The sequence below is a fragment of the Kaistia nematophila genome, from assembly GCF_026343855.1.
Lineage (GTDB): Bacteria > Pseudomonadota > Alphaproteobacteria > Rhizobiales > Kaistiaceae > Kaistia > Kaistia nematophila.
The window spans coordinates 90,735-114,234 of sequence record NZ_JAPKNK010000010.1; the positions used below are offsets into that span (position 1 = coordinate 90,735).

The 23,500-nt window shown below is 64.7% G+C and carries 30 protein-coding genes; 17 read left to right on the forward strand and 13 right to left on the reverse strand.

Going from position 1 to position 23,500, the window contains the following annotated elements; genetic code table 11:
* The first annotated feature begins 5 nt into the window (after positions 1-5).
* The 6 genes from OSH07_RS19975 (at position 6) to OSH07_RS20000 (ending at position 5,399) form a co-directional block, all read left to right on the forward strand.
* A complete protein-coding gene (locus tag OSH07_RS19975) occupies positions 6-1,436 on the forward strand; it encodes a phage tail sheath subtilisin-like domain-containing protein (protein ID WP_266340447.1) in 1,431 nt (476 codons plus the stop codon).
* A 65-nt stretch (positions 1,437-1,501) separates the two neighbouring features.
* Positions 1,502-2,017, forward strand: coding sequence for a phage major tail tube protein (locus OSH07_RS19980; protein WP_266340448.1), 516 nt, complete (start codon positions 1,502-1,504; stop codon positions 2,015-2,017).
* A 13-nt stretch (positions 2,018-2,030) separates the two neighbouring features.
* Positions 2,031-2,306: a phage tail assembly protein gene (locus OSH07_RS19985; protein WP_266340449.1), complete on the forward strand. Its 276-nt coding sequence runs from the start codon at positions 2,031-2,033 to the stop codon at positions 2,304-2,306.
* Between the two features lie 120 nt (positions 2,307-2,426).
* Complete coding sequence (locus OSH07_RS19990; protein ID WP_266340450.1) at positions 2,427-4,760, forward strand: phage tail tape measure protein; 2,334 nt, start codon at positions 2,427-2,429, stop codon at positions 4,758-4,760.
* Complete coding sequence (locus OSH07_RS19995; RefSeq protein WP_266340451.1) at positions 4,760-5,185, forward strand: phage tail protein; 426 nt, start codon at positions 4,760-4,762, stop codon at positions 5,183-5,185. The genes OSH07_RS19990 and OSH07_RS19995 overlap by 1 nt, the downstream gene beginning before the upstream one ends.
* Before the next feature lie 4 nt (positions 5,186-5,189).
* Positions 5,190-5,399: a tail protein X gene (locus OSH07_RS20000; protein WP_266340452.1), complete on the forward strand. Its 210-nt coding sequence runs from the start codon at positions 5,190-5,192 to the stop codon at positions 5,397-5,399.
* Here the strand turns inward: OSH07_RS20000 and OSH07_RS20005 are convergent.
* Complete coding sequence (locus tag OSH07_RS20005) at positions 5,383-5,817, reverse strand: hypothetical protein (protein ID WP_266340453.1); 435 nt, start codon at positions 5,815-5,817, stop codon at positions 5,383-5,385. The genes OSH07_RS20000 and OSH07_RS20005 overlap by 17 nt on opposite strands.
* Before the next feature lie 69 nt (positions 5,818-5,886).
* A complete protein-coding gene (locus OSH07_RS20010; protein WP_266340454.1) occupies positions 5,887-6,198 on the reverse strand; it encodes a hypothetical protein in 312 nt (103 codons plus the stop codon).
* Between the two features lie 58 nt (positions 6,199-6,256).
* Between OSH07_RS20010 and OSH07_RS20015 the strand changes: the two genes are divergently transcribed.
* On the forward strand, positions 6,257-7,387 hold the full coding sequence (locus OSH07_RS20015) for a phage late control D family protein (RefSeq protein WP_266340455.1): 1,131 nt from the start codon (positions 6,257-6,259) through the stop codon (positions 7,385-7,387).
* A 58-nt stretch (positions 7,388-7,445) separates the two neighbouring features.
* On the opposite strand, the gene OSH07_RS20020 is transcribed toward OSH07_RS20015, so the two are convergent.
* Positions 7,446-7,535, reverse strand: a complete 90-nt coding sequence (locus OSH07_RS20020; protein WP_266340456.1) for a putative RiPP precursor — start codon at positions 7,533-7,535, stop codon at positions 7,446-7,448.
* A gap of 134 nt (positions 7,536-7,669) precedes the next feature.
* Here OSH07_RS20020 and OSH07_RS20025 point away from each other — a divergent pair, with 134 nt between their 5' ends.
* Positions 7,670-7,870: a hypothetical protein gene (locus tag OSH07_RS20025; protein WP_266340457.1), complete on the forward strand. Its 201-nt coding sequence runs from the start codon at positions 7,670-7,672 to the stop codon at positions 7,868-7,870.
* A 29-nt stretch (positions 7,871-7,899) separates the two neighbouring features.
* Here the strand turns inward: OSH07_RS20025 and OSH07_RS20030 are convergent, their stop codons facing one another.
* Complete coding sequence (locus tag OSH07_RS20030) at positions 7,900-8,091, reverse strand: hypothetical protein (protein WP_266340458.1); 192 nt, start codon at positions 8,089-8,091, stop codon at positions 7,900-7,902.
* A gap of 422 nt (positions 8,092-8,513) precedes the next feature.
* Between OSH07_RS20030 and OSH07_RS20035 the strand changes: the two genes are divergently transcribed.
* The 6 genes from OSH07_RS20035 (at position 8,514) to OSH07_RS20060 (ending at position 11,827) form a co-directional block, all read left to right on the forward strand.
* The gene (locus OSH07_RS20035) at positions 8,514-9,359 is read left to right on the forward strand and encodes a glycoside hydrolase family 108 protein (protein ID WP_266340459.1); all 846 of its coding nucleotides are present in this window, start codon (positions 8,514-8,516) and stop codon (positions 9,357-9,359) included.
* Entirely contained in the window at positions 9,356-9,616 is a 261-nt protein-coding gene (locus OSH07_RS20040; protein ID WP_266340460.1) for a hypothetical protein, read from the forward strand. Before OSH07_RS20035 ends, OSH07_RS20040 begins: the two co-directional genes overlap by 4 nt.
* 123 nt (positions 9,617-9,739) lie before the next feature.
* Positions 9,740-10,081 (forward strand): hypothetical protein, encoded by a 342-nt coding sequence (locus OSH07_RS20045; RefSeq protein ID WP_266340461.1) that lies wholly within the window; start codon positions 9,740-9,742, stop codon positions 10,079-10,081.
* 109 nt (positions 10,082-10,190) lie between these two features.
* Positions 10,191-10,958 (forward strand): hypothetical protein, encoded by a 768-nt coding sequence (locus OSH07_RS20050; RefSeq protein WP_266340462.1) that lies wholly within the window; start codon positions 10,191-10,193, stop codon positions 10,956-10,958.
* Entirely contained in the window at positions 10,955-11,464 is a 510-nt protein-coding gene (locus tag OSH07_RS20055) for a hypothetical protein (protein ID WP_266340463.1), read from the forward strand. Before OSH07_RS20050 ends, OSH07_RS20055 begins: the two co-directional genes overlap by 4 nt.
* Before the next feature lie 66 nt (positions 11,465-11,530).
* Entirely contained in the window at positions 11,531-11,827 is a 297-nt protein-coding gene (locus OSH07_RS20060) for a hypothetical protein (protein ID WP_266340464.1), read from the forward strand.
* Positions 11,828-11,937: 110 nt separating this feature from the next.
* On the opposite strand, the gene OSH07_RS20065 is transcribed toward OSH07_RS20060, so the two are convergent.
* Both OSH07_RS20065 and OSH07_RS20070 read right to left on the reverse strand, forming a co-directional pair.
* Complete coding sequence (locus tag OSH07_RS20065; protein WP_266340465.1) at positions 11,938-12,201, reverse strand: hypothetical protein; 264 nt, start codon at positions 12,199-12,201, stop codon at positions 11,938-11,940.
* Positions 12,188-12,394: a hypothetical protein gene (locus tag OSH07_RS20070; RefSeq protein WP_266340466.1), complete on the reverse strand. Its 207-nt coding sequence runs from the start codon at positions 12,392-12,394 to the stop codon at positions 12,188-12,190. The genes OSH07_RS20065 and OSH07_RS20070 overlap by 14 nt, the downstream gene beginning before the upstream one ends.
* 477 nt (positions 12,395-12,871) lie before the next feature.
* Between OSH07_RS20070 and OSH07_RS20075 the strand changes: the two genes are divergently transcribed.
* Positions 12,872-14,062 (forward strand): M14 family metallopeptidase, encoded by a 1,191-nt coding sequence (locus OSH07_RS20075; RefSeq protein WP_266340467.1) that lies wholly within the window; start codon positions 12,872-12,874, stop codon positions 14,060-14,062.
* Between the two features lie 53 nt (positions 14,063-14,115).
* Here the strand turns inward: OSH07_RS20075 and OSH07_RS20080 are convergent, their stop codons facing one another.
* A complete protein-coding gene (locus OSH07_RS20080; protein ID WP_266340563.1) occupies positions 14,116-14,316 on the reverse strand; it encodes a hypothetical protein in 201 nt (66 codons plus the stop codon).
* A 27-nt stretch (positions 14,317-14,343) separates the two neighbouring features.
* Between OSH07_RS20080 and OSH07_RS20085 the strand changes: the two genes are divergently transcribed.
* Positions 14,344-14,607, forward strand: a complete 264-nt coding sequence (locus OSH07_RS20085; protein WP_266340468.1) for an iron chelate uptake ABC transporter family permease subunit — start codon at positions 14,344-14,346, stop codon at positions 14,605-14,607.
* Positions 14,608-14,625: 18 nt separating this feature from the next.
* Here OSH07_RS20085 and OSH07_RS20090 read toward each other — a convergent pair whose 3' ends face one another.
* The 4 genes from OSH07_RS20090 to OSH07_RS20105 are packed head-to-tail and all read right to left on the reverse strand — an operon-like array spanning position 14,626 to position 19,668.
* Positions 14,626-16,656 (reverse strand): GMC family oxidoreductase, encoded by a 2,031-nt coding sequence (locus OSH07_RS20090; protein ID WP_266340469.1) that lies wholly within the window; start codon positions 16,654-16,656, stop codon positions 14,626-14,628.
* Positions 16,657-16,677: 21 nt separating this feature from the next.
* Entirely contained in the window at positions 16,678-17,514 is an 837-nt protein-coding gene (locus OSH07_RS20095) for a carbohydrate ABC transporter permease (protein ID WP_266340470.1), read from the reverse strand.
* Positions 17,511-18,404, reverse strand: coding sequence for a carbohydrate ABC transporter permease (locus OSH07_RS20100; protein WP_266340471.1), 894 nt, complete (start codon positions 18,402-18,404; stop codon positions 17,511-17,513). Before OSH07_RS20100 ends, OSH07_RS20095 begins: the two co-directional genes overlap by 4 nt.
* A gap of 25 nt (positions 18,405-18,429) precedes the next feature.
* Positions 18,430-19,668 (reverse strand): ABC transporter substrate-binding protein, encoded by a 1,239-nt coding sequence (locus tag OSH07_RS20105; RefSeq protein WP_266340472.1) that lies wholly within the window; start codon positions 19,666-19,668, stop codon positions 18,430-18,432.
* 398 nt (positions 19,669-20,066) lie between these two features.
* Between OSH07_RS20105 and OSH07_RS20110 the strand changes: the two genes are divergently transcribed.
* On the forward strand, positions 20,067-21,080 hold the full coding sequence (locus OSH07_RS20110) for a LacI family DNA-binding transcriptional regulator (protein ID WP_266340473.1): 1,014 nt from the start codon (positions 20,067-20,069) through the stop codon (positions 21,078-21,080).
* Between the two features lie 34 nt (positions 21,081-21,114).
* Here the strand turns inward: OSH07_RS20110 and OSH07_RS20115 are convergent, their stop codons facing one another.
* A complete protein-coding gene (locus tag OSH07_RS20115; protein WP_266340474.1) occupies positions 21,115-21,882 on the reverse strand; it encodes a sugar phosphate isomerase/epimerase family protein in 768 nt (255 codons plus the stop codon).
* Positions 21,883-22,404: 522 nt separating this feature from the next.
* Entirely contained in the window at positions 22,405-23,307 is a 903-nt protein-coding gene (locus tag OSH07_RS20120) for a hypothetical protein (protein WP_266340475.1), read from the reverse strand.
* Positions 23,308-23,500 lie beyond the last annotated feature (193 nt).

Here is a 23,500-nt window from a genome sequence, read left to right on the forward strand (position 1 = left end):
CGAGCATGGCTTCTGTGTCCTTCCACCACGGCACGCGCGTATTCCAGAGCGCCGAGACGCCGGTGCTCGTTCGCACCGCGCGAACCGCCGTCATCGGCCTGATCGGCACCGCCGAAGAGGCCGATGCGGCGAAGTTTCCACTCAACAAGCCGGTCATGATCCTGCAGCCGCAGGATGCCGATGGGCTGGGCAGCGACGGCACCCTCGCCGAGGCCATCGACAGTATCTTCGACCAGGTCGGTTGCCCGATCGTCATGGTGCGGGTCGAGGAGGGCGCGACGGCCCCCGAGACCTGGGCCAATATGGTCGGCGATCAGACCGCCTTTTCCGGCGTGCATGCCTTCCGCCGCGCGGTATCCGATGGGCTCTACAAGCCAAAGCTGCTGATCGCGCCCGGCTTCACCCAGACCTCGCCGGCGGATGGCATCGCCTCCATCGCCGTCACGGCCGGCGGCACTGGCTATGTCGATGCGACGACTGTCGTGGCGATTTCGGGAACGGGCGGAGCGGGCGCCGAGGCAAAGGCCGTCATCGAGGCCGGCGTCATCACCTCGATCCTCGTGACCAAGCCCGGCTATGGCTTTACCGGAACGATCACCGTCACGATCACGGGGGCCGGCACCGGCGCCACCGCCACAGCGACGAAGGGGGCGACCATCAATCCGGTCGTCGCCGAGCTGATGGGCGTCGCGGACAGCCTGAAGGCCATTGCCTATGTCGACGGGCCGGATACCACGGACCAGGCGGCGGTGCAGTATCGCGGCCGGATCAATTCGGGTCGCATCTTCGTCTGCGATCCGAAGGTGCTGAAGTTCGATACCGAACTGGCCGTCAACGTGCCGCAGCCGTCCTCGCCGATCTGGGCGGCGCGGCAGGCCAGGATGGATCTGGAGCAGGGCTTCTGGTGGGCCGGCTCGAATGTCGAAGTCGCCGGCATCGTCGGCATCAACCGCCCGATCGAATATGGCGGGCAGTCGAACTATCTGAACGAGAACCGCGTCAACACCATCGTCAACATCAACAATACCGGCTTCCGCCTTTGGGGCGTGTGGACCTGCGATAGCGATCTGCTCTGGCAGTTCGTCTCGGTGCGCCGGACGGCCGACGCGATCAACGAGGCGCTCGAGGCGGCCTATATCGAGTTCGTCGACCGGCCCTTTACCAAGGCCAATCTCAAGTTCCTGATCGAGGCCGGCCGCGCCTATCTCCGCACGATGGAACTCGAGGGCGCGATCCTGCCGGGCTCCGACGTGTGGCTTCTCGACAGCAACACCAACGAGGAACTGGCGCAGGGCATCGTCAAGCTCGGCGTCAAGTTCGAACCCCCGACGCCGATGGTCGATGTCCGGATCACCAGCCATCGCAACCTCGCGGCCTATGAGCTCCTGCTCGACCAGGTGGCACAGGAGATGAGCTCCGGCTCGCTGGCGGCCTGAATGACCTGGCGCCGGCTTAGCCGGCGCCTCGCTCTCCCAAACCTCCAATCTGAAGGGTGGCTTCGATGCCGTCTCAGTCCGATATGCCGCGCTACATCCTGCGCAATTGCACCATCTTCGCCGATCGCGTTTCCAAGATCGGCCAGGCCAGCGAGATCACGCTGCCGGTTCCAACCGTCAAGGTCGAGGAGCTTCGCAACGCCGGCATGGTGATGCCGATCGACGTGAACATGGGCTACGAGAAGATCGAAGGCTCGTTCAAGCTCACTGGCTTCGATCCCCAGGCGATCGCCCTGTTCGGCCTCGCTGTCGGCGTCGAGAAGGAATACATGGCGACCGGCGCGCTCGCCCATGAGGATGGTACGATCATCAACGCCACCGCCTATCTGCGCGGCATGCTGATCAAGAACGATCACGGCTCGTGGAAGCCGGGCGAGGCCGGCGAGAACGATCACGCGATCACGCTGCGCTACTACCGCCTCGAGGTCGATGGCCGCACGCTGATCGAGATGACGCCCTTCGATGTGTCGATCGGCGGCGTCTCGCAGACGAGCGCCATCCGCGACGCGCTGCTGGCGTAAGGGGGGCGAGATCATGACCAGCGCAATCGAAGTCAAGCTCTCCCGAACCTACAAGCTGGCCGGCAAGGACGCCGATACGCTCGTCCTGCGCGAGCCGAAGCTGGCCGACCTCATCGCCATCGAAAATGTCGGCAGGGACGCTGGGCAGCATGGCGCGGCGGCCCTGCTGATGGCGCAGCTCTCCGGAGCGACGCAACCGGAGATCGCCGAGATGTCGCTCGGCGATTATGCGAAATGCGACAGGGCGCTCCGCCCTTTCACAGTCATCGCCGAGGGTGGCGGCGACTGACCGCCTGGCTCTGCCGGGAACTCCATTCCCCCCTTTCCGAGATCACGGCCATGGCGCCGGCGGAGGCTATCCGCTGGCGCGACGAGCTCGTCGATCTGCTGACACCGCGAAGGCCGTGACATGGCGACCCTGACTTCCAAACTGATCGTCTCGCTCCAGGACATGGTCTCCGGCCCGGCGCGCGGCGTCGGCGCCTCGCTCGACCGCCTCAGTCGCCAGGCGACTCGCATGAACGGGGCGATCGTCGGGCGCACCAGTGCCTTCGGTGGCGGCATGCTGCGGGGGGCATTGGCCATTGGCGCGGGCTATGTCGGCGTCAGCAAGGCGCTCGGTGGCACGGTCGGGGCGGCGATCAGGTTCGAAGAGGCGTTCGCCGATGTCCGCAAGGTTGTCGATGGCACGCCGGCGCAGCTGTCGCAGATCCGTTCCGAGATCCTGGCGATGTCCAGGATCATGCCGAACTCGGCCGCTGGCATCGCGTCGATCTACGCGGCGGCGGGGCAGTCCAACATCCCCATCAACGAGCTCGGAAAATTCTCCGAGATGGTCGCCAAGGTCGCCATCGCCTGGGAGGTGAGCGAGGGCGAGACGTCGGAGGCGCTCGCCAAGATCAAAAATCAGCTCAACATGAATGTGGATCAGGTCGGCCTCTACGCCGATGCGATCAACCAGCTCGGCAATAACACCGCCGCCTCGGCGCCGGCCCTCGTCGACTTTTCCAAGCGCGTCGCGGCGCAGGGCGAGATGTTCGGATTTACCGCAACCCAGTCGCTTGCCTTTGGCGGCGCCATGATCGCGGCCGGCGGCGAGACCGAGGTTGCCGCGACATCATTCCGGAACATGGGCATGGCGTTGGCGGACGCCGCCAATGCACAGAAGCGGACTCGGGTCGCCTTCAAGGCCCTCGGCATCGACGCGAACAAGGTGGCCAAAACCTTCAAGAGCGATGCGGTCGGCACCATGCTGGATGTGTTCGAGCGGATCAACAAGCTGCCCGAGCATGAGCGGCTCTCCGCGGCCATCGGTATCTTCGGCAGGGAGGCGCGAGCCCTCATGCCGCTGATCAATGACACCCGAGAGCTTCGTCGACAGCTTGGGCTCGTCGCCACCGAGGCTGATTATTCAGGCTCCGCCTTCCGGGAATATCTCGTTCGCGCGGAAACGACGGGGAACGCCCTCGCGATCCTCGGCAACAAGTTCAAGGCCGTCGGCATCGATATCGGCAATGGCTGGCTGCCGACGATCAAGGAGCTCGGCGCAGGGATCGGCGACGTGCTCGACACGCTGAAGGAACGCGTCGGCGTTCTCGACCAGGTCAAATCGGCGTTTCAGGGTTTCATGGGCGGCATCGGCTATGGCGGCAATGCGGGCCCGCGTGCCCTGATGAACGATCTCGGCGATCTGCTGTTCGGCGAGGCGTTCGGCGGCAGCCTCAAGGAGGCGGACGATCGTGTCATCGGTCTGGCCCGGCTGTCGAACCGGTTTCGCGGCATCGGCCAGGACCTCAAGTCGTTCGGGGAGAATGTTTCGGCTGGGAACATCAGCGCCGCGTTCGGAAGCATCGGCGCGGCGATCGGCAAGCTCGGTGGGGAGTTGACGGTGGGGGGCGCGATTGCCATCGGCGCCACGGGCAGCGCCCTGATCTGGCTGGCCAAGGGCGCCGCTGCGCTCGCATTGTCCAAGGCCGGTAGGATTGTCATTGCCGCAATGGCGATTTCGACACTTATCAACGTCGTCAAGGATGCCGGAAGCCTCGGGGAGTTCGTCGATAATCTCAAGGAGCTCTCGGCGGTGGATTGGGCAACAATCGGGGCAGGACTCCTCATGCTTGGCGGCGCTGGCGCCGGCGCGATCGGGCGCCTGCGCAAGCTGTCCAAAGGAGGCGCCGCTGGTGCTGCCGGGGCCGGCGCCGCAGGGGCGGCCGGCGCTGCCGCCGGCGCGGGGGCGGCTGCCGGAGCAGGCGCCGCGGCCGGAAAGGGGTGGCTCAGCCTCTTGCTCAGAGGAGGTAGCGCGGCCCTAACGCAGATTGCCCTCTACCAGGGCGGCAAGGCGGCTATGAGCTGGGGCTTAGACCAGCTTCCGCATCCAGAGTATCCAGCTGGCTATGATGTCGATGCGGAGCTCAACAAGAGCACCTGGCAGCGTATCCAGGAGCTGATCGGCCGGCAGAACGGCAGCGCCCAGCAATCCTTCTTGTTCGGCCCTGAGCCGGCCGGCGGCCCCAGCGATGTTAATCTCGTTGGGGTGCCGGAGGTCTCCATTCCGTCGCCGGTGACGACCCAGCCGAGCGGAACGCAGGATGTCCGCGTGACCAACCCGCAGCCGGCGCCGAACATCACGGTCAACGTGACCGCTGCGCCGGATCCGCATGCTACCGCCATGGCGACGCTCTCAGCCATCTCGTCCAGATTCCACGCGTTGACGAGCGGCGCCTATTCCGACGGAGCGAATTGATGGCGATCCCCATGGCGCTCGGGCCATTCATGTTTCACAGCTTGCGGTTTGGCTATAACGGCATCCGCCGTGACCTGTCGACGCGCTGGGCCGAGATCCCCACGGTCGGCGGGCTAAACCGCCTGCAATGGACCGGCGGCGACGACGACGCCGTGCAGATCGAGGGCGCGATCTTCCCGCATGAGTTCGGCGGGCTCGCCACACTGGAAGGGGTCCGCGGCGCGGCGGCGGCGGGCGCCGTCCTGCCGCTCGTCACGCTTGCCGGCAACGTGTACGGCATGCATGTGATCGAGGGGGTATCGGAGGATCAATCCTTCCACGACGCCCTCGGACGCCCGCGGCGTGACGTGTTCCGTTTGCGGCTGCGGCGCTATACCGGCGGCGCCTTCTCGCCGCTCTCCATCCTCGCGACCCTGTTCGGGTGATCCGATGGCCATCTACACCACCCGCCAGGGCGACATGATCGACGCCATCTGCACCCGGACCTATGGTGACGAGAGCGGCTATGTCGAGATCGTGCTCGCCGCCAATCCTGGCCTTGCGGCGCTAGGCATGCCGCTGCCGATCGGTACGGTGATCGACCTGCCGGAGATCGCCAAGGCGAGGGAGGCCGTGGCCGTGGTCAGCCTTTGGAGTTAGGCTGGCATCTGGCGATGTCCATCATGGCAAGTCCAGGGATCTGCATGGAGATCCGGCCGTCGCCGACCATCCGAACCGAGTAGTCTGCGGTCGAGGCGCTACATGCGCCCGACAGTGGTGCGCCATTCTTCGTCTTCAGCGAGAAGTAGCCAGAGAATTCGGAGGGGAGGATGCCAAACTCCATCAGCGCGTTCGAGAATGGAACAGCCTGGTAGATGGGCACATGGATGAAATCGACCTTGAGTTGGTTCCCTGGGGTGTTGTCGTCGACGATCGATTGGGCAAGGTCGGCCAGCGTCGCCTTGTTGTCCTGCCATCCGAAATACCCGATCGCCCCCAGAGCCAAGCAGGCAACCATGACAGCCCCTCTCGGCGTCAGCATTCCTGCCCGCTGGCTGATTTGCTCTTCTTTTTCCATGTTTCAGCCCCCCCCCGAGAGTGTGTAGCCAATCGACGGGCCGGCGGGCCGCGCCGGGCGGTCAACCTGCTAGGGCGATTCCTCGCCGAGTATCCCGATTTTCTTCCCGGTCGCGCGTGCCATCGTGCAGGCGGACGGCGTGGGCGGATCGCCGAACTCGGCCATCGATATCAGGTTGGCGATGTGGGAAAGCGCCTCGGGGGTGTCGAGGCCGGCCTTGGAATAGTAGGCCTCAAGCTTCGATTGGTCGATCGTATATCCGCAAGTCTTCTCGCCGTTGATCACTTCGGCCAAGCCCTGAGCGACCATCATCGACTTCAGGCCCATCTCTGACAGGGCTGGTGCTGTCCCTACTGCGGTGGCCGCCAGGAATGTCGTCAAAGACAGTATTCTCAAATTATCCCCCCAAGACTATCGCGATCTGCAGATCGGCCCCTCCATGAAAACACCCGTCGCCGAAATAAAAGTCAATGGGAAGGCAGTCGCCTCGATCTTCAACGAGCGATTGATCGGTGTCACCATCACCGACAAGGAGGGCGTCACTTCCGACACGATTTCCTGTGAGCTGAATGACGGCAATCCCTTTGCCGCCATTCCGCGGAAGGGCGACACGATCACCGCCTCGCTCGGCTATCTCGAAACGGGCCTGGCTTTTTTCGGAAGCTATACGGCCGACGACCCGGAGGTGCGCTGCCTGCCCTATGGCATGACGGTGAACGGCAAGGGGGCCAATGTCCGCGACCAGGCCAAGCAGCATCGCTCGCGTCATTGGGACAAGAAGACCGTCAAGGACATCGTCGCCCAGATCGCCGCGGAAAATGGCCTCTCGCCCGTCGTCGACGATGCGGTCGGCGCCTATGAATATGCGTGGTTCGGCCAGCAGGACGAGAGCGACCTGCACGTCGTCGAGCGCCTGGCGCGCCGCCATGGCGCGCTGTTCTCGATCAAGGATGGCAAGCTTATCTTCGCGGCGAAGGGCAGCGGCAGATCGGCGGGCGGGAAGGGGCTGACCGCCGTCGTCGCTTCGCCAGCCAACATTGTCGAGGGAACCTGTCGGACGGGCTTCGCGCACCGCAACCGGTTCGAAAAGGTGAAAGCGCGCCATCACGACCGCGACAAGGCCGAGCTGGTCGAGGTCGAGGAGGAAAGCGATAGCGAGGGATCGGCGGACTATACGCTATCGGAGCCCTTCGCGGACGTGGAGGAGGCGACGCGTGCCGCGAAGGCCAAGGCCAGGGATCTCAAATCGGAGACGATCCGGACCTCGGTCACGCTGTTCGGCGATCCCGCCATTCGGGCCGGCGCGCCCTTCCGCTATTCGGGCGTTCGTCCGGAGCTCGACGCGATCGAGTTCATCATCGAAACAGCAACGCATGTGATCTCGAAATCCGGCTACACGACGCAGGTCGAGGCGAAGCTGAAGCCGGAGGCATCAACGGAAGGCGACGGGCAGGGCTCGGGAGCTTCCGGAGCCGACACGCCGGCGCCGCCGACCGCGAACGCGCCACCGATACCGGCGATCCCGGATGCCGTGGCGCCGGCCGGCCAGGGCGGCATCGGCAGCCGGTAGGCGCTGCTTGGCGCCTGCATAGAGAACCGCCGGCGGGGGCACCGCCGGCGGCTGTCGATCAGACCGGATCGTGGCTGTAGACAGCGGCAGCGATGGCCTGCAGCTGGGCGCCCTTGGTGAGCGCCGGCTTCTCGTAGGTCTTCTTCATTCTCAGTCCCCTTATCTAGACGTTGACGTATGGGAGCCTGACAGATCGGCAGGCTTCGCGTCTATGGGGCGACTGTCAAAGGTTGAGGAAAAGTGTGTCTACATCTCTCGCTTGGGTAAGGAGATGTCGCGCTGATGTTCCTCGCCTTCATTCCAGTCGGACGCCTCTTGTTCGCCATCCCCCAGTACGCGGGGCTCGGCGCTGACAAGGCCGCTGTTGGTGCTGCCCTTCTTGCCGCGATGGAACTGTCCTCGAGCATCCTGCCGCTCCAGTTCGGCGACGGATTTCTGGGCCTTGTTTCTTCGGGATGCCATGTGGGACCTCTGATGATTTGAGGTGAGTGCGTTTGTGAGTGCCGTGCCGTTCAATCGAACCGCCCGGGCCCGCCGGGAATTCGGAGCTCGATGGCCCTGCCTTCCGCCATTGCTGTGTCGATGACGGCAATCGCTCCCTGGAAGGCGGATTCTTTGGTCAGATAGACCACCTCGTTGGCTTCGGCGTGCTGGACGATCCAGCCTTCACCCTTCGCGATGATTTCAATCGTCAGCTTTTCCATTGGGAATCCCTTCGCGAACTAACGTGCGTGGCCGCTCGCTTTCATCGTGGCGACTGGCCCAGAGCGCCGTAACACCGTCCGCAAATCAACTCGAGCTGGCCGCTTGCGTTCCCGCCTGCCGGGTCAACAGAAAGCCCGCCGATCAGGGCGGACCGGCGGGCCATTCGTCGAGGGGTCGCATCTACTCCAGAGGGGAAGGCTGGATACCCTCGATCGAACTCAACCGCCTTGCAGGGCGAAAGGTTCCGCGTCCGTCGCTAAAAAAAGCCCGCCTCGTGAGGCGGGCAGGATCTCTTTGCATGACCCGGAACGGGGGGACGGCCGTTCCAATGTCTCAACGCCGCTTGTCACCGCCTGTTCCCAATCCTGATCTCATTTGGAGGCAACCATGCACAACCTGCCCATGCGCGGGGAGCGATCCCATGCGTGAAACCCTTCCCCAGGCTCTCACCCTCATGTTCGGCGACGAGGGCGGCTATGTGAACCGCAAGACGGACGCGGGCGGCCCGACGAAATACGGCATCACGCAGCGGACGCTGAGCGCGGATCTCGGTCGGCCGGCCTCGATCGACGACGTGCGGAACCTCACGCTCGCGCGGGCCGAGGCGATCTATCGCAAGAGCTATTGGACGCAGAGCGGCGGCGACCTGCTGCCGGCCGGGCTCGACTATGCCGTGTTCACCTCGGGCGTCATGTCCGGCCCGGCCAAGGCGGTGCGGCTCCTGCAGCAACTCGTCGGCGTGCCGGCCGACGGCATCGTCGGCGTGCAGACGGTCGACGCGGTGCGCCGCTACGGCCCGGTCGAGACGCTGATCCGCGCCTATTGCGACGCCTACATGGCCTTCCTGCGCGGCATCAAGGGGCCGCAGGGCTTCGTCGCCAACGGCCGCGGCTGGACGATCCGGATCACCGGCAAGGACCCGAAAGGGCAGTGGAAGACGCAGCCCGGGGTCATCGGCCATTCGCTTTCGCTCGCGGCGGCGGCGAAGCCTTCGGCCCAGGCTCCGGAGATCGAGCCGACGAGGTCGCCGGCTGACCGCCTGGTTGCGGACGCTATGTCCGCCAAGGCCGTTCCGCCACCGGCCAAGCCGCTGACCGATCCGGCCGTGATCGCCACCACGGTGACAGCCGGCACCGGCGTGCTGTCGGCGCTCTCCGGTCTCAGCGGCCCCATCGCCTGGGCCGTCGCCGCCGTCATTGTCGCCGGCGCGGTCTTCGTCGGGCTCCGCTACTGGCGGGGCGTCAAGGAAGCCGAGGCGGCGGCATGAGCGCGCTATGGGCATGGTTCCTCGGCACGCGTGCCGGCCGGTTCGCCGCCGGCGCGCTGGCCATCGTCGTCATCGCCGGCGCCGCCTTCCTGAAGGCGCTCGCCATGGGCCGGGCGCAGCAGCGCGCGAGCGACGCGGCCGACCGGCTCAAGGGAATTTCGAACAGGAGGGCCAGCGATGAAGCGGTCGATCGGATGGATGCTGGCGCTCGTGGTCGCGAGCTTGGCGGCTGGATGCGCGACAAGCCGAAGCGGTGACTTCTGCGATGTCGCCTCGGCGATCCGACCGTCCGTCCGTGACGTGCTGACGGACGGCACCACCGAGCAGATCCTGAAGCATAACCGCTATGGCGCCAGGGCCTGCGGCTGGAAGGGCAAGCCATGACGACTGCCGACAAGATCGCCGCAAACACCACCATTCTCGTCATGTCGCGCATCGCGATGCTGCTGACGCCGGCGCTGCTGAGCGCCATGGCGTTCCTGTTCTGGCTCTATCTCGATGGGATCTCGGCAGACGCGAGCGCGGCGGTCAGCACCGCCAACAAGCTCGAGACGCGCGTTACGGTTCTCGAGGGAAACGAGGCGATCGGACGTCAGGATCGTATCAGGTATCAGGACCAGGTGCTGGCCCAGTTGATCAAGCTCACCGACAAGGTCGACAGCCAAGCCGGACAGATCGCAGCGCTCACCGCGACGATCGAGGCGCTGAAGGGCGCACGGTAGGTTTCATCGTATGGCGCATTGACAGCCGGCTGCGCGATGGATTGTCTTATTGAATAGATGGCGGTGCGACGTTAAATGTCGCGCGAATAAGCCGTCACTAGGGGGGGCAATGCCAGAGCTAAGCGGGTTGGGGCCACTGCGCCTGATGCAGGTGCAGCTTGTTCGACGCTTTCCGCGCGAGGACATTCGTAGATCTGCTTTCGAAATCTCGGACGGACTGAAGCCGTATCTCGATGGTCAGCTGAATTTCCAGGATATCCCAGGCGCACCTCCTGAGCAGCCGCGATTCGTGGTGTCCGCAGGCAAGCGCAACTATCTCGGCTCAGATGTCGTCGCGCAGATGACCTTGGACTTCAGTGGTGGCGTACCTGATAAAGGCATTCTAAGTGCAATTGAAAAGGCCGCGGGGGTGCTGGATGTTTTGCATGGCCGCGTCTTTTCCAAGCAGAGCCAATACTATTGCGGGATTATTCTGCTTCTGACTGCTCCTCTTGTGGATCTTGGTAGAAATATCAGCGCTGATCTGCTCCCAATCGTTTCGAAAATTGAAGGCGGCGGAGTACCTACGGCTGTTGATGTCAATCTTGGCTGGAGTGTTGACGATAAATTCAGTTGGACGATAGGTCTCTCAGAGTATGTTGTCTTCAATCGTCAGGTTGTCGGATCGTTTGTGCCGCAACAGCTTCATTTCGATCCGGATTTCGAAGCCGCTGTTGAGAAAGGTCTTCAACTAAAAATCGATTGTAACAGTAAGCTCCAGAGGGATCTGGGTGCGTCTGGCAGTAATGATTTCCGAAGTCTGTTGCCGATATTGACGGAATACGCCATGCCGGACGCCCGCAAGATGACTGGCAATTTGTTGGATGGTGTCCTATGAACGCCATTGCCGTTATTAATGATCCGAATACTACGGAATACTCCTCTTCAACGTCCTTGGTAAGGAGCCGGCGCCGGTCCAACGCGGGAACGTATGCGGATATCGACATGTGGAGGCCCGGTCTCGCACGGTCGAAGTCTTGGCAGACTAATCCATTTGAAGCGGCAATCGAGCAGCTTCAGGTCATTGACTCTTCTTTGGTTACGGCGTCCCATAGTGCGCGACCTCTCCAGCGCGTCTACGTTGAGGACGCTCCCCCGTCTGAAGTCGAGGAGCAGCCTCTTCCTGGTGCCGCGGCGACAGAGGCGGCGGTTGAGCAGCGTGGGCTGGTCGCGATGAACGCGGTTGTAAAAAATGTCTCTAGCGCCGTGGGGCTTTTGGCCCTTTTCGCGCTCGTAGGGCATGGCTTGACGGGCATGGTTATTGTTCATCCGCTCATCGGCGGGATGCTTTTAATCAGCGCAGTCGGGTTTCATTTTATGGCGCGACTCAAGGCGAGCGGCTAGCTCATGCCTCCAATTCCACCTGAGCACCTGCAAGTAATGCTGTATTTGCTCTTCGGAGTTGCTGTGTTGGTGATCTTGAAGAAGGGGGCCGGGATCGACCTAACTTCTATCTTGAGTGGTCTAATTTCAGAATTTAAAGATCTCTTGTCCCTAAAGGTCACGGCTGGTGCGGTAAATGCGTTAACGCTGATTGGCTTGTTCTTGCTCATCGGCGCTTTTTTCGTGCCCGTAATACTGTTCCAGATTGCAGATGCTGTGTCGGGGGCGGACAATTGGATTCGAAACGCTGCACTGGGAATATTTTCCACTGTTGTCTTCTGTATTGTTGGTGTCCTTTCTGTGAAATATGCTCGTGACGACTAGAGATCGCAGGCGCCATATGGGCTCAGTCCTGCACATATAGCCGAGCATGCCAGCGCCACCGTCTTCGGGATGACCACCGGCCGGCTGAGCTTGGCCTATTGTTTCCACGCTCATCGATCGATCCGCCGGCCGTGCCAGATCGGTGAGAACAGCGTATGGAACGCGTCGGCATCGGTGGGCGTCGTGAAGCACCAGATCGCCTGATGGTTGAAGCGGTCATCGCCAGGCCGATGCGCGTGATCGCGCTCGCCGCAGAAGGCGGTCATCTCGTTCATCCGGGCGCCGAAGCCCGTTCCCGGCACGTCGAGGCATACCTGGTGCGGATAGTCCCGGTCGATTTCCTTCGCCGAACGCTGGCCCTTATATCGCCGCATCGGGATCTCTCCCTGTCGTTGGCAGCCGCCCGCGCACATAGCCGAACGAGATCCGCGCCGTGCGGCTGTCCGCGGTGAGCAATAGCGTTTCGATGGCGGCGCGCGCGTCGCCGTTGTGCGCGGCCAGCAGGTTGTCGACACGCTTGTCGAGGGCGTCCTGTTCTTCGTCGATGATCTTCTCGGCGTGGCCCATGGCGGCCTCCTGTGGGCATTTGTTCCTATTTCGTTCTCATCCGTGTCAGAGTCAATCGGTTTCGGACAAAGAAAAGGCGGCTCCCCTCCAGAGCCGCCTCTATGCCATCCCCGTCCGCCCGGTTGGGAACGGCCTCCAATGAAATCAATGGCCCTGAGAGCCTACGAATCTGGGTTGCGGCTTCTCCATCCGTCCATGCGCCCGGCGGGGCGGTGCGGGCAGACGCGCCACCAATTTTTGCAAACCTATTTGCGAACCCATTGATTTTGTTGAGGACGGCGGCCCCCTTCCGGGACGCCAATATCCTAATGAATCAGTGAGTTACCGGCGTTCTGGCTGTCGAGCCGCCACGCTGGCTGAGTTCGACTGTTCCGGTGCGGCCGCCGTCTTTCCGGCCGGGGCTGGTCCGTTTCGGCCTTGTCGAAGCGCGCGGCCGCGTCGCAAGCTCTTCAGATCGGCAATGGAAGGACCTGCCCCATGTCAAACGGACCCGAAGTGCACCCCAATCGCCGCGACTTCCTGATCACGACCATGGCGACGGCCGGGGCGACGGCAGCCCTTGCCGTTTCCACCGGCGCGGCCGGGGCGGAAGAAGCGGCCCCCGCCGCCAATCCTGGGTCGGGCACGGTCTATACCGGCGATGTCATCCAGGGGAAGAAGGTCGTCAGCGCGCTCGACGTGAACGATCTGGCGCCCGGCCAGAAGCACTTCCTGTATTTCCAGGGCGTCGAGATGCCATCCGGACAGCGCTGGCATGTATCGGTGACGGTCGTCCGCGGCGCCAGGCCCGGCAGGCGCGTCGTGCTGGTGAGCGGCGTGCACGGCGACGAGATGAGCTCGATCCACACGGTCCAGACCGTGATGAACGCTCTCGACCCGGCGCAGATGTCGGGCACCGTCATGGCGGTGACCGACGTGGCCAGCCCCGCCATCGAAAGCATGCAGCGCCGCTGGCCCAACTATGGCCGGGGCAGCGACCTGATCGATCTGAACCGGGAATGGCCCGGGAACGAGAACGGCATCACGGCTCCGAGCCGCCATGCGGGTCTCCTGTTCAACCGGCTGCTTCGCCCGAACGCCGACGCGGCGATCGACTTCCACACCGGCACGACCGGATTCGAGGTCTCCGCCTTCAATATCGCCGGCATGGACGTTCCCGAGATCAAGGCCATGGTGGACCTTTTCCCGGTCGGCCAGGTCTTCGACAACCACGTCTATCCCGGCGTCCTGCACAATGCGTTCGTCGACGTGGGCATCCCGTCCTTCTGCGCCGAAATCGGCGCCGCGCGCGTCCTAGACCTCGATATGATCCCGCTGTTCGTGGAGGGCACGCTGAACGTCCTCAAGCTCCATGGCATCCTGCCGGGGCCGATGGGGCGGACCGGCAGGGACGTGCATGTCTTCGTCGGCAACAGCGCGTTCCCGATCCTGGCGACGGAAGGCGGGCTCGTCGAGCATCTGGTCAAGCTCAACGACAAGGTCGAAGCCGGTCAGAAGATCGCCGTGCAGCGCAACGGCTTCGGGGAGGTGGTCGCCGAATATGCCAGCGGCGTGGCCGGCGAAGTGACAGGCCAGCGCAGCGACGCGATGGCCGAGCCGGGCAATCCGCTGGCCTTCATCCTCTTCCACCGGGGATCGGCCGACGGCGCCGAAATCTATCCCGAGTAGCGTCGGCCCCGAAGCAGGATGGCCGGCCCCGTATCGGGCCGGCCTGACGGGGATCAGAACGTTCCCTTGATGCCGAGACCGTACATGCGCGGTTCGGTCATGCTCGCCTCGATGCCGCCGATGCCGCGGTTCTGCTGCATGTAGGTCGGCGAGCGCTCGTCGAAGATGTTCTTGACGATCCTGCTGCTCTGCGCCGATATCCTGGGCCGGGTGGTCGCCATGCCGGACGAAGTCGCCGCCGGCATCGTCGCCACGCTGATCGGCGGCCAGTTCTTTCGGCGGTGGCCCTGACCGCGATCGCGACCGCGGCGGCCGGCCCCATCGCCTTCGTCGCCCTTGCGGGACCGCAACTCGCGCGGCGGCTGACGCGATCGCCGGAAGTCCCGGTCGTCTCCGGCGCCCTGATGGGCATGGCGCTGCTGATGATGGCCGATCTGATCAGCCAGCGCTTTCCGCTCAATCTCAGCCTGCCGATCGGCTCGACCACCGGCCTGCTCGGCGGCGCCTATCTCCTCTGGCTGCTGACCCGCAGCCGGACGGTGTGAAGCGATCCGGCCCGCGCCTCAGCGCGTCGACGCGATGTGCTCGGCCGTGCGGAAAGCGAGTGCGAGGATGGTCAGCACCGGGTTGAAGCCGCCATTCGTCGGATGCAGCGAGCCGTCGCAGACGAAGAGATTGTCGTGGCCCCAGACCCGGCCATCGATGTCCGTCACCGAGCGGGCCGGATCCGTGCCCATCCGGCAGGTGCCGGCCTGGTGGTGACCGCCCGACAGGCTGACCGTCGGCGCCTTGCCCCAGGTCCTGACGGCGCCGGCCGCCTTCAGCCAGTCGGCGGCGCGGTGGTGCATGTAGGTCGCCGTCCTCATCGTCTCGGGATGCACGCCGCCCGACAGCATCGCCACCGGCATGCCCCAGCGGTCGCGCACATGCGGCGCCACGCGGACGCGCGCATCCGCCGTCGGGATTTCGTGCACAGGGCCGATGATGCGGATGGTGCGGTTGTAGTTGTCGCGCATGAAGTCCTTGGCGGCCTGGCCCCAGCGCGGCAGGTCCGGCGGCAGGAACTGCTTGAAGAACTGGATCGGCGGCCGCACGAAATCATCCGCCAGCATGCCGCCCGAGATCAGGCCCGGATTGCCGTGGCTGAAGCTCGTCGTGGCGATGGTGACGCCCGGACCCTGTGAATCGTGCATCGGCTGGTCGAACAGGCCGTAGGCGCCGGGATAATAGTGGCCCTGCAGGTTGCGCCCGACCAGATCGTGGCTGTTGCCGAGGCCGTTCGGCTCCTGCGCCGTCGCCGAGTTCAGCATCAGGCGCGGCGTCTCGATCGCGCCGGCCGCCAGCACGATTGTCTGGCTCCTGGCGACGTGTTGCTGGCCGGCAGCGTCCGCGAAGGCGACGCCCGTCGCCCGGCCGCGCTGGTCGGTCTCGATCCTGATCGCCATGGCGCCGGTCAGCAGCGTGCAGCGGCCGGTCGCGATGGCGCGCTTGATCGTCGTGTTCTGGGTGCCGTTCTTGCCGTCGCTCGGGCAGGGGAAGCCGACGCAGGTGCCGCAGCCCATGCAGGCGGCCCTGCCGTCGCGCGGCACGCTGTTGATGGCGACGGGTACCCGCGTGACGCCGATGCCGAGCCTTTCGGCGCCGCGCCGCAGCGCCTCGGTCGACGGGCTCTCGGGCAGCGGCGGCATCGGATAGTCGCGCGCCCGGGCTCCCTCGTGAAAATTGGTGCTGCCGGAGCCGGACACGCCGATCTCCCATTCGGCCCGCTCGTAATAGGGCTCGAGATCGTCGAAGGAGAGCGGCCAGTCGACCAGCGACGACCCTTCCGGCACGCCATAGAGGCTCGCCATGCGAAAATCGTCGCGATGGTAGCGCCAGGCCTGGGCGCCATAGACCAGCGTTCCCGCGCCCACGGCCGCGGCCAGGTTGTGATAGAGCGTCTCGTGCGGCCGAACGATCTTCTCGATGCCGTCGACGTCGATGACCACGCGCGGATTGCCGTCGAGATCCGGTCCGGTGTTGTGGCCGTAGAAGGACAGTCGGTGATTGCGCAGATGGTCGCGGTGGCCGCTGTCGGCATAGTCGCGGCGGAGGCCGCGTTCGAGCAGCAGCACCCGCTTGCCGCTATCCGCGAGCACGCCGGCGGCAACGCCGCCTCCGGCGCCCGCTCCGACGATCACCACGTCGAAATCGAGGTCGTCGGGCACCGGGGAGGGCGGCTGCCCTCCCGTCGCGGCGGGTCCGTTCGGGCCTTCCGGCAATCGGTGCTGATAGCCGACCATGCGCCAGGACGCGGCGCCCGGATTGCCGCCATTGTCGGGATCGGCGTAGACGCCCTCGGCGACGAGTTCGGCCAGAAGCTGGAACCAGGCCTCCGTCTCGCGCGCGCGCAGGATCGCCTCCTGCGCCTCGGCGGCGCGTTCGACGAAATCGGCCGGCAGGGTGTCTAGGCCGGAGGCCACGATGGCCGCCTGGTCCGGGTTCTCGCGAAAATGTCGGTCGAGATAGGCGGGCGCGCCGAATTCGAGGGCTCCGCCATCCTGGTCTATAGGCATGATGAGGGCCACGGCGGCCAGCAGCAGCGCGTTGTTCATGGCAGTCGACTCCGACAGTGATTACCGGCCGGCGAGAGAGCCGCCGATGCCGCCGATGCTGAAATAGCGGTTGAGAACGGCGAACAGGATCACGGGCGGGGCGAGCATGATGACGGCGCAGGCCATCACCGGTCCCCAGTCCGCGAGGTTCTGCTGGAAGAAGGTCTGCAGGCCGATCGGCATCGTGAAGGCGCGCTCCGACCGCAGGAACACCGAGGCGACGATGTAGTCGTTCCAGGAACTCAGGAAGGTGAACAGCGCCGTCGACAGGATGCCCGGCAGCGAGTTGGGCAGGATGATGCGGACGAAGCCGCCGAACACGGAGGCGCCGTCGATCCAGGCGGCTTCCTCGAGCGTGATCGGCAGGGAGTCGAAATAGGCCGTCATCATCCAGCAGCCGACCGCGATCGACGAGGCGACATAGACGATCGACACGCCGGAGAGCGTGTCCGCGAGGCCGATCTTGGCGAACATGATGAAGAGCGGGATGATGAAGGCGACCGCCGGCAGGCTCTGCAGCACGAAGATGAACAGCGAGAAGGCGGAGGTCGCCCGGCCCTTGCCGCGCGAGAGCACATAGCCGGCCGGCGCCGCCACCGCGACGGCGGCGACCGTCGAGATCGCGCTGACGAGGAAGCTGTTCGTCAGCCAGCGCAGCACTTCAGTCTGCGTAAGCACGTACCAGAAGGTGCCGAGCGTCGGTCCGGTCTGCTGCCAGGCCATGGGCGGGCGAAGCGCCAGCCAGAAGACGACCAGGATCGGCGACAGCAGCACCAGGGTGATCGCCAGCGTGACGAGCGACCGCAGCCAGGGGCGGGGGCTCGCGCCGACGGGGCGGACGGAGGATTTCGCGTTCATTGCAGGCTCGACTTCTGGATCTGGCGCAGCAGGACGACCGAGAGCGTGATCATCACCGCGGTCATGAGGAAGGCGATCGCCAGGCCGATGCCCGGCAGGAAGTCGAGGAAGGTCGTCCGGTAGGCGAGGACGATCAGGGACGTCGTTGCCTCGAGCGGACCGCCTCGCGTCAGAAGATAGATGGTCGGGAAGTCGTTGACGCAGAACACCGCCATCAGGATCCAGCTGATGTAGGTGGAACGCGCCGTCACCGGCAGGATGATGTGGCGGAACTGCTGCCACTTGCCGGCGCCGTCGATGGCGGAGGCTTCGTAGAGATTGCTCTCGACGCTTTCCAGCGCCGCCGCGCACATCATCATCATGAACGGGTAGCTGATCCAGACCTTGAACACGCAGACCGTGACCATGGCGAGGGTCGGGTTGCCGAGGAACATGACATTGCCCATGCCGAGGGCGCGGGCGATGTTGGGGAGCACGCTGTCACGCGCCGCCAGCAGCCAGTTCCAGCTCATGGCGGTGACGACGATCGGCACGATCCACGGCAGCAGCAGCAGCACCTTGAAGGCGTCCCGGCCGGGAAAATTCGGCTTCAGCTGCAGCGCCAGCGCGAACCCGAGCGCCCAGCTGCCGAAGACGCCGCAGGCGGTGAAGACCAGCGTGAACCAGGTCGCCCGCCAAAAGCTCTGGCCGGTCAGCACCTCGGCGAAGTTCTCCAGGCCCACGAAGGGGCCTGGAGCGATGAGGCTGCCGCCATGCACCGATTGGATGATCGCGAAGAACAGCGGGTACGCGTTCACCGCGACCATCAGGATCAGCGCCGGAAGCGCCAGCCCTGTCAGGGTCAGCCGGTGGCCGAATTGCGGGATCTGTCTACGTGTCGCGGCAGTCATGCCTCGGTCTCCGGCCGGATCTTCGCTACGCCTTCATGACCTTGACCAGGCCTGCCTGCAGCTCCTCGAGCAGGGCCTTGGAGTTCTTCTCGCCCTGCAGGATCCGTTGCAGCATGTTGATCATGGCGGAGCCGCCATCGACGGCGTTCAGCGCGCCGAAGGGATATTTGGAGCGGGCCGCGATGGTCTTGCCGATCGGCTGCCATTCATTGATCGACCGCGCCATGTTCGGGTCGTTCTGGAAGATCGGCAGGTCGGTGATGCTCTTCTTCGTCGGCAGGTCGGAGCACACGCCCCGCTCCCAGAACAGGTGCAGATTGTCGAGATAGTGTGCCAGGAAAGCTTCCGACGACGGCTGCGACGGCGTGGTCTTGAACATCATCAGCGGGTTGACCCAGTAGGCCGCGCCCTTGTTGCCGCTGACGCTGGCGAGCGGCGAGGCAACGATCAGGTCCGCCGCCACCTCGGCCGGCATCTTGGCGGGCAGGCCGACCTGCTCGAAGCCCATGGCGATGTGGCCGCTCGTCCAGTCCGGCATGACGTTGGCGGCGTAGTCGTAGCCGATCGCATAGGGATCGATGATCTCCTTGGCGACGAGCTCGTGCAGGAAGTCGATCGCCTCGATGTTGCGATCGGTGACGCAGTCCGGATCGCCGTCCTCGTTGAACAGGCCGCCGCCATTGTTGAGCAGGACCGACGCGACGTTGTGGAAGCCGTAGCCGGAGGTCGCGAAGCCGACATAGCCGGCCTTCTGCAGCGCCTCGCCGGCCTTGATGTAGCTCTGCCAGTCGGTCGGAACCTCGGCGCCGGCCTTTTCCAGGATCGACTTGCGGAACCAGAGCACGCGCAGGTCGATCGACCACGGCATGGCGGCCAATCCGTTCTTGGTCTGCAGCGCATCGATGAGGCCGGGCAGGAAGTCGTCCTTGCCGTCCTTCTTCAGCCACGCCAGCAGGTCGTCGGCCGGCGCCATCTTGCCCTGCTCCATGAAGTAGAAGGGCAGGTAGGCCGCGCCGGAGCTGACGGCGGGGGTCGTGTTGGCGGCGCCGGCGGCGGTGAAGGTCTGGTACCAGTTCGCCCATGGGATCGACTGGTACTCGACGCCCAGCAGGCCTTCGGCCGGCTTGTAGGCGTTGGCGATGCCCTTGGCGGCGTCGGTGTAGGTCTGGCCGGTGCCCCAGACCATGTCCCAGAACTTGATCTTCTCGCCGGACTGGGCCCAGGACTTCCCTACGCCAAGGCTCAGGGCCGTGGCCGCTGCCATCGTGCCGCCGAGAAAGGTTCTCCGGTTGATGGAACGCGGGGGTATCGACGCTTCGTTCATGCTCAATTCCTCCTTTTGAGCGCGGCAGAATTCGTCCCCTTCAATGGGGCTTCGGTCAAAGTCCTGCCCCCGCCATGGTGACGGGCGCGAAGATGTGGATTGATGTCGTCGTGAACCGCTGGTCGGCGTGTTTGCAGATGCCCGGCGGTCCTTCTCCCAAATCACCGAACCGTTTCGGTATTCCATGCTCCGCTCGATCGAGTCAAGGGCCGATCGAGCGCCGGACGCAGGATCGACTGGGGGCATTCGGCTTGCATTCAGTCGCTCGGTCCGGGTTGCAGTGGCCGATCGCGGTGGTTATCCTCATGGGAATGAATTCTGAAGAAACGGTTCGGTAGATGGCGACCATTCGAGACGTGGCCAAGATGGCCAAAGTTTCCATTTCGACGGTCTCGGTCGCCCTTCGCGACGGCTCGCAGGTCACGCCGGAGACTTTGCGACGGATCACCGAGGCGGCCGAGGCAGTGGGCTATTCGCCCAATCCGGTCGCGCAGAGCCTCAAGGCCGGGCGTTCCCGGCTGATCGGCGTCGTCATCGGCTCGATGCAGAATCCGTGGTTCGGCGACCTGATGGCGGCCATCGAGGAGACGGCGCTCGAGCATCATCATCTCGTCACCCTGTCGGAGACGAAGACGGATCCTCTGCGTGAGCGGGCGATCATCGATGCCCTCACCGGCCAGCGTGTCGGTGGCATCATCATCTCGCCCCATCTGCCGGCCGGCGACCACCTGCAGTTCCTGGCGACGCTGAAGACGCCGCTGGTCGCCATCGATCACAAGATCGAGGCGCTCAATACCGATTTCGTCGGCATCGACAACGAGCTCGCGACCGCGATGCTGACCCAGCATCTACTGCGCCTCGGCCATCGCAGGATCGCTCACATCGCCGGAACCGCCGGGTTGTGGACGTCCGGACAGCGGGAGAAGGGATTTCGCGCAACTCTCCTCGCCAGCGGGATCGAGCCCGATGACGCCTTGATCGTCGACGGTCAGTACAGCGGCGACGTCGCCTATGACCAGACGATGCGGCTACTGACCCGCCCGGACCGCCCGACCGCGATCGTGGCGGCGAACAGCCTGATGGCGCTCGGCGCGCTTCAGGCGATCAACGATCTTCGCTTCAATTGTCCCGACGACATTTCGCTCGCGACGATCGACAGCGTGCCCTGGGCCAGCGTCATCTGTCCGCAGCTCACCGTCGTGGTGCAGCCGATCGCGGAAATCGCGCAGGCGGCGACGATGTTCCTGCTCGACCGTATCCATCATCGTGGCAGCGAGCCAATCAAGCCGCGCGAAAAGATCTTCGTACCGAAGTTCATCGCTGGACGCAGTTGCGCTCCCCCGAGGGGGTAAAGGTCTCGGGCCGATATCGGCCCGATATACAGCGTCAGCGGTCGTCCTTGCCGTCGAAGAGTTGCGCGAGGCTTTCGTAGGACCGCCTGGCGACATATTCCCAGTCGGCCGGCTCGTCATGTTCGACCACGGCAAGCGTGGCGTTGGTCGCCCTGATCGCGGGCAGCAGCGCTACCCAGTCGATGACGCCGTCGCCATGCGCCAGCCAGCCGTCTTCTTCGGCCGTGCCGAGCGGCGCCGCGTCCTTGGCGTGGATGGCGATGATGCGGTCGGCGAAGCGCCTCAACTCGGTCTCGATGTCGCTGCCGGCCTGGAACACCCAGCCGCAATCAAGTTCGAGGCGGACAAGCGGGTCGGAATGCTCGACGAGAATGTCGATCGGCCGCGCTCCGTCGGCAAGCGGCTGGAACTCGAAGTCATGGTTGTGCCAGGCGAAGTTCAGGCCTGCGGACCAGGCGATCTCGGCCTCCTTCGAGAGTCGTTCGGCGAGCCGCTTCCATCCATCCGCTCCGGTGGGGCGGCGCTCCGGCATGACCCCGGGCCGGACGATGGTCCTGCCGCCCAGGACCTGTGCCGCTTCGATCCATGCCGGCAGGTCGTCCGCCTCGGTGGGGTCGGCGATGAAGACGCTCGGTGCGTCGAGGCCGGCGTCGTCGAGGGCGCGACGGAAGCCCCTGGGGTCGTCCTGATAGGCGCCGGGCCACAGCTCGATATGGTCGTAGCCGACACGCTTCAGGAACGGGAGCTGGCCCGTCAGCGGGAGGGCTTTCCGGGAGGTGTACAGCTGGTATGCGATTTCCACTTGCGGTCTCCGGGTCGAGAGGGGCCGGCCTGTCCGTAACAGCCGACGATGCGAGATATGCGGTGTCGCCGGTTGTCGGCGACGATCTGCGGACGGTCCGTCGGGAGGCGTGTCTGGGTGGGCGTTACCGAAACGGTATGGTAAGAACCGGGCGATTGAGCCTCGCGACTTTACCGGCTTCGGTTCGTCTTGCCTGAGGCGTGCCGCGCGCGTCGTCGGCCGCCGTGGAGCCGACCCGGATCGCGCGGCGAAAAGGCAAAAATGGCTGATTTATGGGCCAGTCGACGCCATCTTGCGGCGCCGCCCGAGGGCGCGATCTACAGCGGCCGGCGTCGCTCATGCTCGTCGCTACATCGTCCTCCCCACGATGAAAGCGCTTCAGGCCGAAAACGTATCGGCGTGGGAAAACGCTGTCAATGCCGAATCGTTTCGGTTCTGTGGTGTCGAGGGCAGACATGGAAAAATTCAGGCCGCCCGGAAGCCGGGCGGCCTGAGTTTCGATGGAGCTTCGGGATGCGTCGGTCAGCGGTGGAGGACTGCCGCATCGTCGTCGCGGCGGCTGCCGGCGTAGGCGGCGGCGACCGAGGCGATGAAGGCGCCCACGAGCATGGCGACGACGGTCAGGAGCGTGGTGGTCAGGCCGGCCTTGCGCGCCGCGTCGGCGGCCTCCTTGGCCTTGTCCTTCGCCGCCTGGATCTGGGCCAGCACGTCGGTGACGCGCTTTTCGGCGTCGGCCTGCGTCAGGCCGGTGCGGCTCGCGACCAGTTGGGCCAGATAGGCCTTGTCGCCGGCCGGGAATTCACCGCTCGCCGCATCCTGCAGCAGGATTCGCGTCACCTCTGCGCGCATCGCGCCATTGTCGCCCTGCGCGGAAGGCGCCGAGCCCGCCTGGGCTGCCGGGCGGAACATTAGGTCGATGAAGTAGCCGCTCGGATCGCCGGCGCCGTCGGCGGAAGCCGTCGCGCCATGCGCCGCTCCCTGGGCCGCGCCGGAAACCAGCGCCGTCGTCGACTGCACGCCCTGCGAGATCGCGGCGCCGATCGCCGAGGTCAGCAGGGCGACGACGAAGACGGTCGCGATGCACCAGGCGATGAAGCCATGGGCGGTATCGCGGAAGAAGACCTCGTCGGTATGGACACCGACCCATTTGGTGCGCAGCCGCCCCGCGAGATAGCCGGCGACGCCAGAGGCGACCCATTGCGTTACCACAAGCCAGATGATCGCCGAGATCGCCACCGTGGCGATCGACGCGCCGTGCCCGGACCAGGGGGAGACGGCGGCGAGCCCGAGGCCGGAGCCCAGTAGCGTCAGGATAATGGTGACCGCGACCGCGGCAGCCGCGCCGGCGAAGATCGCGCTCCACGAAACCGCCGAGCGGGGCGATTCGGCTGTTGAAGTCGCCGCTTCTACTTCGACAAGTGCCATTTCATCCTCCTATCGGAAGAAGATGGCGAGAAGGATGATAATCGGAATAGGAACACCGAGCAGCCAGAGCAAGATACCGCGTCCCATGACATCCTCCTTGTTGAATGGATGCGGGATAAACGGCCCGAGCGCTGTTTGGTTCCGTCTCGGCTAGATTGCTCTGGGTGCTCCCAGAGGAGCGTGTCCTGCTTTC